Genomic DNA, 10,789 nt, shown 5'->3' with positions numbered 1-10,789 from the left:
CTCGATGTGGGTCCGAATATCCTGATAGCTGGTGCCCAGTGCGAACAGGGCGATGATCTTGCGTTCCAACTCATCAGTCAGGTGGGTCTGATGCTTCTTGACGAGCTGAGGCTCGAAGGTGCCGGCTCGGTCGCGAGGCGTCTGTAGCTCAAAGGAACCAGCAGAGCTCTTGACGGTCTTGGGCGTACTGCCGTTCTTGCGGTTAGGGGCGTCGCCGCCCTCGGCCAGGTGGCTATCCAGCTCGGCCTGGATGGCCGACTCGGTCAGCTGCTTGATCAGTGGGGTGAGCACACCATCCTTACCGGTGAGGTCCTTGCCTTCACGCAGGGCTTTGATGGCGGCCTCCATATTAAAGTTAGTTTTTTGTGTTGTCATCAGTCATTCCTTTTTGCACTATGGTAAAGAAATGACACAGAATTATGAACACTACCCAAATTACCGGCGCAATACGAGCTCCAGCGAGTATTGCGTCCGAGTTGATTTGCCTTGTTAGGCATCGCCATTAACCTCCAAGCGCACTATCTCTGAGCATTTTTCTGCTAATGACCCGGCTACAGCGCTAGCCCATATTTCGAAGGCATGTCGATAACCAGCATTCTGTAGCATATCGGTAAAGTAATCTTCACATTTGGGTGATTCGGTTATCCCAACTGCTGAAAAGATTTCATCGCGTGACTCCCTCCAGATTAATTCCACAAACTCACTATTCAATTTCAAAAGATTTCTTGTCCTGTCTTTTACAGATTGAGTATCAAAGCTTATTTCGTGCGATAAATGCGCAAAGTCGTTTCTTAATTTTCTTAAAATATGAAGACTTTTCCTTAGCTTTGCACTAATGCATCCCGTGCGATATGCCAATTCTATTTTTGATGACATTGTGCCAATTGGCGCATTTCCCCCATTAAAAAGTAAGTCATTGTCTTCGCAACAAAGCAGAAATCTATTTTTTAACAACTCTTCAAGCTGTTCTTCGATCTTGGCAGCAGCGATAATCACGCTTCCCCGCACGCTTTCTTTTTTCAGGGCACGCCGAACCTCGGCAAAAATTTGAACCATTAACGAATCTTGTGCCATCTTTGTTTGCCTAATTTAGCGGCGCATAACGACTAAGCTCACTCGACGAAAACCGCGTTGCGGTTTTCGTCGAGTGGAGCGCCTGGTTAGGCCACTCACAAACCCCTAAGCCTATCAAACTGAACATTGATTTCTTTACTCTGATGCAGACCATGATACTTATTAAGCGGAATACATCTCGCCATAAGATACTCAACTACCCACCTGTATTTTGAGTACACTTGATTGTCCTGATACATGCTTTTTACTACGTTATTAACAACTCGCTTTAGTTTATTGCGTTCTGCGAATGAAGGAGCCAAGTAATCCACAAATAAAGCAACGTCCTTTTTCATGCCCACTGTCTCATGCCCGCTCTTATTCCACTGAAAAAGCACATCGCGACCTTCTGCGCCATACTTACTTTGTTCGGGATTATAAGTATTTATTTCATCAATTAGTGAATCTGCTGACTCGCATTTCAACTCATTGATTAAATTAGTATCTATAATTACGCGCGGGTAAATTGCGATTCGTTTTTCTAGGTTGTAAGCATTGATATATGCAGGGCCAACGATTTGGCTCTCAGAAGCACTAAAGTATGCATCACCGCTAGACACACCACCCCTTAACCAAATATTGTTTAGTGCAAGGCGATATTGAATTGTTCTAATTGCCATACATAACTGCCGCAGCATCTCAATATTGCTTTTTCTATCATCGGTTTTTCGCACGGAGAGAATCACTGAGTCGCTGATAATGAGCGTTCCAATATATCTCTTTGACGAAACCTCCCTAAATCCATCAACAACGTTATTTATAAGACTGAAGTATTCCTCTATCTTCTTTTTTGAACTCGCACTCTTGCTCATAACAAGCCTCTCGAATCCAAGGATATCGAGAAATGCAACATAGCATTGTTGATACTCTATTTGGTGATGTTCGCTCATGGCTTCAAAGTTGATTTCCTTGGCCTAACGCCGAGTGCTGCGGCAGACTTTTGCGTAGGAGGAACGACGCAGCGAAAGGCTGTCCGTCGCCGAAGGCACGTACAGGCACGACTTGTTATGCAATTAGTTTCTGTTATAACCATACTCTCTAGAAAATAATTTTCTTTTCCACAAGGTCTCTTTTGCTAGAACTTCCTCCTTGGGTGAAGTAAATGGCAATATCTCTAGTAATGAAAATTTGAAATGTTGCTGAAAATAGGTCTCGCTTTTATCTGCGAAAAGCGTAACTAATTCGTCGTTATTGCCGTGGTAGCTGTACACATAACTCCTCCATCGCCCCCAAATCCCTTCAGAGCCACATGCTGACCCGACATAGTGTTTTCCGGTATTTTCATCAGAAAGCAGGTAAACACCATTTACTGAGCTAAGGGCTGCTCTCCAGTCATTCAGATCATTTTTGATAATAATCTCTATCGCACTGAAGCTATGGTTAATTTCCTCAAACGAAGAGAATGGCTCGCCTTTGAATTTTTGTTCGTATAGCCCTACAACTTCCGAATTACTGCATACATAGCTAGGCTTGAATACAGTAGCTCTTTTATTTTCACCATGCACCCTTAGCACCAACCTCCCTATAAGCTCAGTATACCTATTGGTAAGCTCAACTTTGTACCTCTTTGATGCTCTGCTTTTTATCTCAAATATCCCGCCAAATAAGAATCTCTCACCAGAAATGTGGGCGAATGACACAATTAAGTCTTTAGTGAATCGTTCTTTAGCCGTGCCTCGATAGAGCTGCCACCTTAACCATTCATCATCCGATTTTGCGAGCGCATCAAGCGGTCGATTTCCACTAGGAGCTGCCTTTGCCAGATGAAAGCGATATTCTTTATCTTCACAAATATCAGGCATGATTAGAACTAGCTGCATGAAATATCTCTAACGCTGCAATTCACCGGAGGAGAAAAGCATTGCGAGGTACGAGCGATGCTTTTTGACGTCCGAGTGAAATTGCCTTGTTATATTTCATTATTTTATTCTAGTTAATTTGCCCATACCTGTAACGGCAGTATTAGGGCCCGTGATGCTAACTCTCATTGTCGTGCCTTTTGCAAGGCCATCAACATATGTGACCAGAACATCATTGCCTTCATGCGTGTAAGTTACTTTACTAATTAACCCCATACTTTCTTCTTCACCATCACGATAGGTTACAGTTAATGGTATCAAACCACTCATTTTCCATGATCCTTCGAGCGGACCAGGACCTTCCGAGCAAGCAGTGAGTAAAGCGAAAGACAGTAGAAGAAATATGATTTTTAATTTTGACACTTAAACTCCATTATTTATTAAATATGAATGCAGGGACACTGTGCTTTTCCCACGCTACAACGATCGCTCATTAACCATAGATACGTACTGCTTCATTGCAGATACATAGTTTCCAATCGTTTTATCTGACACTTTTCCAGATAGCATTCTTGACAATCGCTCGATATCTGACGCGCAGCTCAACGATTTCGGTCCAATCTCAACACCTAGGTGCTTCTGAACGCTGTTCAGATACGACACATACGACCGCACAGAATCTGCTACTTTATCGTTTGAACCAACGCCTCTCTGTGTAATATATGAAATATATTCTTTTTCGTGCGCAATCATAATTTCTCTCTCGAAGCCGTTTTTATACGAGGCAGATACTATTCGGCCTTTGCCTCTATTGCGCAGCCTTCATCAATGCCTTGTGTGATTCCCAGTTTGAGTAGGTTTCCTCTGCATTTCTCGTAATACAGCCATTGAGCATCAGTGAAGCCATATTTTTCTTGTGCATTAGGACCACAACCTTGAAGGGCAAGCATTGCAATCAGAGGTAGGATTTCGATTCTTGGCATTTGTGATGGTAACCACGTGATTGGATTTCGCTTCATTGCACTGAGTCTCCTTTTTTAAAGCTAACGCCGCCTTAACCGGCGCGCACGATGAACCCAACAACAAACCGCGACGCTTAGGCGCGTCCGGTTCAAGACGATGTTATGTTCCATTGTTCAGGGATCGGGGCGGCCGAAGCCGCCCCTCACCACTAGGTAGAATGGATGATGTATGCGATTGCCAAGACAAACCCTGTTAGAGCAGTAATGACTTTCGCAACATCAACATTCACCCTGATTGCAGTTTGCACTTTCATTGGATAATTCCAACTATGTGCAGCCGCAACAGGCCTGAGCGACCGCATAAACAATGTGGCCGTTCTTTGGAGGGTACGAAGAGCCGTCGGCTTTCGCGGGCGGATTCTTTGCCTCCAACGGTGGCAAGCACTTTGCCACCTACTCCGTGGGTACCGCACGGAGATGGGATTACCCAACGGCCACTTTTCAGTGTCGGAAGGGTTCCCAAGCAGTACGGCGGTATTGCAGCGGCCGCCGTGAGAGACCGGTCCAGTTACGCAGCATGTGGCTGGCGAGGACTCTCGATTCTTCAAACATAACGATTAATGTTGAGTGGCCGTTGCGGAACGCAGTGGAGCAATCGGTCCATCTCAACGGGTGGTTCTATGCTGGGCCTTTCATACATCCGACTCGCTTCCCCTTCGCACGCCGTGTATTTGGGGAGACGCCATCGAGGGGAGGACAGGATGTGGGCTCGGCTGTTGGGCCATTGGCACCTGATAGGGAGGGATTCCTTGCCGTGAAGCCGCGTGCTCATCCGGTAAACTCGTTTACTGCGTGAGCACGCGGCTTCACGGTAACATTTTTATTCATCACTCCCTGTCTCCCTTTTCAGCGGCTTCCGTCAGATTATTCCTTTTTTGCGCTTGCTTTTATTTTCCGGAGCAGCGCTCGAATAAATGCTGTAAGTTGTTGATTTATTTGCCTATTTGCATAGAACCGCTGATTATGCGTCTCGCGCATTTCTGGAGAAATGTTGCTCGCGCATTATTTGTAAAAAGCGACTTTTGTTCTATGCATTATCCTGCTTTTTTAGTCTATCTGACTTGGCTGTGACACTGGATTGGAGGGGTATTCAACATCCTGCCAAGCGGATATTACTTATAGCTCAGCAGGTTACCAGACAAAGGGGGTTAGGTGAAATAATTTCACGAACGTACCGGAAGAAAGAAGCAGATGGGATAGCAAGTGCTTTTTTCTGCTAACAACGGTCGCGGATTGTGTTGGTGGTTAAGGAGTATAAAGAACTAACCTCATCAAGCCGATAAATCTCGCTGCTTTTGAATAGCGCGAACCAAACCAAAACACCCCGCCTTAGCGGGGTGTTTGTTATCAGCCTACTGCCTAGATCGGGGTTAAATTCGCGCCGTTCTTCGCGGCTTCTGCTCCTGACATTGCACCTGTTTCTTCTCTTGTTTTTGCTTAGCCTTCTCGATAGCCAGACCCACAGCAGCCCTTACCTGGCGTTCAACCCCATCACGCCCTAGCGTACTGTTATTAGCCAGATCGTTGAAATCGGTGTGCTGCTTCATCTTGGCTAAGGCCTCCAGCTGCGCCCCACTGAGCAAATCGCTCTGTAACTTGCCCCGATCCCCTTCAATCAGCTTAAACCGCTCCGGGTCCTTCTCCGCGTCTGCCAGTGCCTTCGCGGCCAACGCATGTTTTCGGTAACTCTGAGGGGTAACGGGTTCCAGCTCTTTCGGGTACTCATTTTCGCCTGGCGCGAACACCGGAAAGATAGCCTGTCCGCCGACCGCCTTAGCAGCCTCCTGCGCCTTCTCTTTTCCGCTATTGATTCCCTGCGTCAAGACCAGCTGGCGATCATCGTCACCGACCACAATAACGGGCTTATCGGGATATTTCTCGTGCAGATCCACCGCGACCGCCTTCAGGTTACCGGCGTCGAACGCCGCAACGGTCCCATACCCCAGGACCTCGGCCAGCGTGGTAGCTGTGGCGTACCCTTCGCCGATCACCAGTGCTGGAGCTGCCGCAACCGCCTCGATGCCGCCAACGGCGTGAAAGCATCCTTCCTTGCGGCTGTCCTTGGCGAACCGCTTAGTGCCGTTCGCCTGGATGTACTGCGTTGTCCACTGTTTCCCGGCGGCGTCGGTAGCGGGGATATAGGTAGTCTTCCTGCTCTTGTCGGTCAGAGCGCCGGCATGAACCTGGATGCCCTTCTCCCGCATATACGGGGTAGGCTCGGCCGGCGCGACTAGGCCAGCCGTTTGTTTACTGATCCGTTGTGCAGTGGCCTCATGCAGCCGCTCTTGTTCAGCCGCCCGGGCGGCCAGCTTCCCGGCCGCTTCAGCCTGTAGTTTGGCCTTCTCCTGGGGATCGAGTGAATAGCCCTTGGATTTCCATTTCATATCGAGACCCGTCCGATTGTTTTTGATGTATCCGGCCGGGTGGCCATCCAGGTGACCGACATAGAACCCACCCCCGAAGTCATGCTTAACACCACTTTTGTCGTCTTCGAGTCTGATTCTGTGCTTTTTACCGTCCATGATCGGGTGTTCCCCGCTAACTTCACAGCCAAGGGAGCTCAGGGCCTCCGCGAATTCCTCCCTGGGCGACAGGGCCGGCCCTTGTTGCCCAGCCACATTATCGGGCAGCCAGCGTTGCAGCTGCTCCATGTCAGCACCTGGGCCGGCATACCAGGACTTCGCCACCTTGTCCCATTGGGCACCCGCAGCCTTGGCCGCCTTGCGCTCTCCATAAGGCACCGCCAGATATTGGCGCTCGGCAGTGGCAGCTTGCTGTATCTCTGGCGCCTGGCCGGCCTCGGGTGTTTTCCCCATCCATTTAGCGAAGGGGGTAGTATCCGCGCCCGGGGGAACATACCAGGAGCGTTCCTGACGGTCCCAGCGTGCTCCGAGACCCTTGGCCTCGACCTTCTCCTTGAACGGCACGTCGATGTATTCACGCTTTGGCCTCTGCTCCTGGCCGACATGAGCCTGTTCCTGCCCCTGCTGGGTGCTTTCAAACTCGGCCATGTGGCGCTGCAAATCGGCATCAAGGAGCGCGGCCGTAATGCGGCGCTGCTGGGCGTCACTATTGAGCATGGCCGTCGCCTCGGCATCTTTGCGTGCTTCTTTAGCGGCTTTAAGCTCGTCGTCGCTGCTGTTCGGATCACGGCTCACACGCTCCTCGACAATACGAGCCAACTTAACGGCCTGCTCATCTTCGTTACTCTCAGCCAGTGCATCGATCAAAGCGATGCGATCAGCCAGTTCGTCAGCCTGTGCCTGGCTATCGAAGTCGGCAACCCATAGATGGGCACCATCATCAGTTTCCGCATACACTCCCCAAAACTCAGGTTCTACGCCAATGACATGAGCCGGGGCGATATGGCGCTCTGGCCCATCGAGGCCTTCGGCCTCTTCGTATACATTGCCCTGCACCTGAACGCCGCCATTCCAGCGACTGGGCAGATCCACACCTAGCCGCTCACTGGCGGTGCTTTCAAATTGAACTCCATCGATCTCGGCGGCCGACAACTGCCTACGGGCATCAGAAACAGCCTGCAGGTTGGCCGATACTTCGACCGACATAGCAGCCAACAACCGCTCCTGCTGCTCCTTGTTCGAAATCGGTAGCTCCATCTCCTTCTCCTGTATCTGCGTGTTTTCCTGAACCTGCTGGTGCTCGAACGCCAGCACATAGCCTTGAATCTTCTCGGCATCTGCAGAAGCCCGGAAGATCTCCAGCGGGTCCTCTTCCAGGGACTTGATCCAGGAGCCGACATAGGCCGCATGCTGCTCTGGATCATGGCCGATGCCCAATTCATCGCCCAGGATCATCGAGGCGATTTCCGCTCTCAGCTCTTCCTTGGCATACCCTTGGCTACCAAACGGATGCGAAAGGTCTCGATCCAGGCGGGAGTGGTGCCCGGTCCAGTGACCCAGCTCATGTAGCGCTGTGGCATAGTACCGATCCGCACTAGGAAACTGGCCGCGTTCCGGCAAGGTTATACTATCGCTCACGGGTCGATAGAACGCACGGTCACTTGGCGCATGAGTGATCATTGCTCCAGAGGCCTTCAGAATATGCTCTGCACGCTCTACTGCATCCCATTGATGCTCTGGTTGCTCCTTCCTTTCCAGTGGCGGCAGACCTTCGATTTGCTCAGCATTGAACACTGTGGCGAAGAACACACGGGGACGTTCCAGCTCGGTGATAATCTTCACAGGCTTGCCGTTGTCATCGAGCACCGGCTTGCCATGGCCATCCCGTTTTGTCTGTTCCTCAGTAAACTTCCAGTATTGAACAGGGGTGCCCTTCTCGCCTTTCAGGACCTGGGCGTCTACAACAGCCGCCTGCTTATAGGTCATCCAGCGCGGATCTGTACGCCCCTGACTCATCAGGAACATCGCATTGATACCCTTGTAGCGTTTACCCGTTGTCGGGTTAATCGGTAGATATGTACTGGCCGCACCAGGCTCCCATGGCTTTTGCCACGGAGCAGTGCCCGCCTTTAGTTGTTCAATCAGTCGCTCCGCGACCACTTCGTGAAACGGTTTTTTCTGTTTCATTCCGTCTCCCCAAGCTCGGGCAGATCCTCGGTGCTCTCTTGAGCGTCCTGCTCGCTCAATGCGTCCTCCACGAACGCACCGGCACGCTCGGCTTCCTCCGGATCAAACTCGGCTTCATAGCCCGGCGTCTGGGCATCAGCCAATTTTTCATATAATGCTTCGGCTGCATTCGCCTCATCATCAAATACGCTAACCGCGTCAGTGTCTTTTTTGCTATTCATACCGACTTCTCCTTGTTGTCGCTGGTAGAGCCGTTACGGCCCTTGCTATAGTCCGGCCTGCCTTTCAGGTCTGGATACGTTTGCTTGCAGGTAGGGTAGTTACTGCATCCCCACCAGAACTGTCCTTTCTTTCTGCTTGGCCTCCGCGATAGACCACTGCCACAACTCATGCACTTATGCAGAGACGACACCGGGGCCGCCTCTTTACCGCCGGCAATCGTCACTGCGCCATCATTCGCCTTAGCGACCTGGCTACGGATAAACTCCTCTTGTTTGGTAATGAAGGCCTCCAGGCTGGCGGCCCCCTGCTCGATGCCTTTCAACATGCGCTCGTAAAGGGCAGTCAATACCGGGCTCTTCACCACTTCGGGCAACACGTCGATCATGCTGCGGCCCAAGGTCGAACTGATGATCTGCTTGCCCTTGGTTTCCAGGAACTCGCGGCGCTTCAATTCGGAAATGATAGAGGCGCGGGTTGCAGACGTGCCGATGCCGTCGCCGTCGCGCAGCATCTTCTTATACTCCGGCTCGGTGACGTACTTGTGGATGTTCTCCATCGCCCGAATCAGCGTGCCCTCGGTAAAACGCGCCGGGGCTTTCGTCTTGGCATCCTTCCGCGTGGCCTGCAGGCAGGCCACGCCATCGCCCTGGGCCATCGGTGGTAGTGTCTGGTTGCCGCCTTCGTCTTGATCCTTGTCGGTGTCGTCGTCGGTATCCTGGAACACATCACGCCAGCCGTTGCGTGTGACAACCTTGCCGGTGGCGGCGAACCTCTCGCCGGCAACATCGACGCCAACCGTGGTGCTCAGGTATTCGTGCAGCGGGTAGAACTGCGCGAGGTAGGCCCGAACGATCAGGTTGTAAATTTTACGCTCCATGTCACTGAGGCGACCCACGCTGCCCTTGTGCATGGTCGGGACGATGCCATGGTGCGCGGTAATCTGCGAGTCGTTCCAGGTCTTGGACTTGATGCGCGAATCCGCACCGTCCACGATTCCGCCCAACTCCGGGTTGACGTGCTTGATAGCCTCAAGAACCTGCGGCGCATCGGCGTGCTGCGACTCTGGCAGATAGGCGCAGTCGGTACGCGGGTACGAGGTCAGCTTGTGGGTTTCATAGAGCGCCTGGCAGGTATTCAGCACGTCCTCGGCGCTATAGCCGAACTTGCTGGATGCCAGCGCCGTTATGTCAGACAGGGCGAACGCCAGCGGTTGGTTTTGTTTCTTAGCCTCCTGCTTGTACTCGGCCACGCTGCCGGCCTGGCCAGTGACAGCGGCCACCAGGGCGTCTGCAACGGCGGTATCGATCAGGCGGCCCTCGGAATCGAGGCCGGCTTGATCCTCCTTCGCTTTCCACGCGGTGATAAACGTCCCGCCGGCATGGGTTATTTCAGCCCGGATCTTGTGATACGGCATCGGCTTAAATGCCTCGATTTCGCGGTCCCTGGCAACCACCAGGGCCAGCGTCGGGGTTTGCACCCGCCCCACGGTGAGTAATGACCGTGATCCGCCACGCTGTGCCCGTAGGGTGAATGCACGACTCAGATTCATGCCAATGAGCCAGTCGGCACGGCCCCGGCCTCGGGCAGCGTCAGCCCAGCCGGCATAGGCGCTGTTGTCCTTGAGCGCAGCAAGGCCGCGCTTGACTGTCACCGAATCTTGAGACGACACCCAAAAGCGGCGCACTGGCTTAGTGTTCCTGAAATGCGCCAGAACCTCATCGACCAGCAATTGACCTTCCCGGTCGGGGTCGCCAGCATTGACGATTTCACTGGCGGATTTGATAAGTTTCCCGATGATCGTCAGCTGTTTTTTCGCATCGGGCTTGGGTTGCAACAACCAGGTGGTCGGTATAATTGGCAGCTCATCGATCCGCCAGACCTTACGGCCATTGGCATTGCGTGGTACGTCCTCGGGCGTGTACTCATCTGGCCCGGCCTGTTCCAGCATATGGCCGAAACACCACGTCACCTTGTCAGCACCACACTCTATATAACCATCCCCCTTACCCGTCGCCCCCAGCTCTCCAGCGATAGCCTTGGCCACAGAGGGCTTTTCAGCAATAAACAACCTTGTCATACCTTG

7 protein-coding genes and 2 pseudogenes are annotated in these 10,789 nt (G+C 51.8%); all 9 read right to left on the bottom strand.

The window, feature by feature from the left end; translation table 11 throughout:
• Window positions 1-375, bottom strand: a 375-nt coding sequence (locus O9K64_RS20165; RefSeq protein ID WP_275099908.1) for a transposase, incomplete at its 3' end; no start/stop codon positions are given.
• Window positions 376-489: 114 nt separating this feature from the next.
• Window positions 490-1,074, bottom strand: a complete 585-nt coding sequence (locus O9K64_RS20160; RefSeq protein ID WP_275099907.1) for a hypothetical protein — start codon at window positions 1,072-1,074, stop codon at window positions 490-492.
• Window positions 1,075-1,169: 95 nt separating this feature from the next.
• Window positions 1,170-1,925: a hypothetical protein gene (locus tag O9K64_RS20155; RefSeq protein ID WP_275099906.1), complete on the bottom strand. Its 756-nt coding sequence runs from the start codon at window positions 1,923-1,925 to the stop codon at window positions 1,170-1,172.
• Window positions 1,926-2,126: 201 nt separating this feature from the next.
• Complete coding sequence (locus O9K64_RS20150; protein ID WP_275099905.1) at window positions 2,127-2,933, bottom strand: GIY-YIG nuclease family protein; 807 nt, start codon at window positions 2,931-2,933, stop codon at window positions 2,127-2,129.
• A gap of 99 nt (window positions 2,934-3,032) precedes the next feature.
• Window positions 3,033-3,242 carry a hypothetical protein gene (locus tag O9K64_RS20145; RefSeq protein WP_275099904.1) on the bottom strand — a complete coding sequence of 70 codons (210 nt, stop codon included), beginning with the start codon at window positions 3,240-3,242 and terminating at the stop codon, window positions 3,033-3,035.
• A gap of 461 nt (window positions 3,243-3,703) precedes the next feature.
• The gene (locus O9K64_RS20140; protein ID WP_275099903.1) at window positions 3,704-3,931 is read right to left on the bottom strand and encodes a hypothetical protein; all 228 of its coding nucleotides are present in this window, start codon (window positions 3,929-3,931) and stop codon (window positions 3,704-3,706) included.
• 1,373 nt (window positions 3,932-5,304) lie between these two features.
• Window positions 5,305-8,490 (bottom strand): annotated as a pseudogene (locus tag O9K64_RS20135) (zincin-like metallopeptidase domain-containing protein); the annotation flags it as partial.
• 5 nt (window positions 8,491-8,495) lie between these two features.
• Window positions 8,496-8,705: pseudogene (locus O9K64_RS20130) on the bottom strand (conjugal transfer protein TraD); the annotation flags it as partial.
• Window positions 8,702-10,783 carry a DNA topoisomerase III gene (locus O9K64_RS20125; RefSeq protein ID WP_275099900.1) on the bottom strand — a complete coding sequence of 694 codons (2,082 nt, stop codon included), beginning with the start codon at window positions 10,781-10,783 and terminating at the stop codon, window positions 8,702-8,704. The gene O9K64_RS20125 and the pseudogene O9K64_RS20130, both read right to left, overlap by 4 nt.
• Window positions 10,784-10,789 lie beyond the last annotated feature (6 nt).

It is taken from the genome of Sedimenticola hydrogenitrophicus, assembly GCF_029017505.1.
GTDB classification, from domain to species: Bacteria; Pseudomonadota; Gammaproteobacteria; order Chromatiales; family Chromatiaceae; genus Sedimenticola; species Sedimenticola hydrogenitrophicus_A.
The sequence above is the reverse complement of the archived record's forward strand: the minus strand, read 5'-3'. Positions and strand labels throughout refer to the sequence as shown.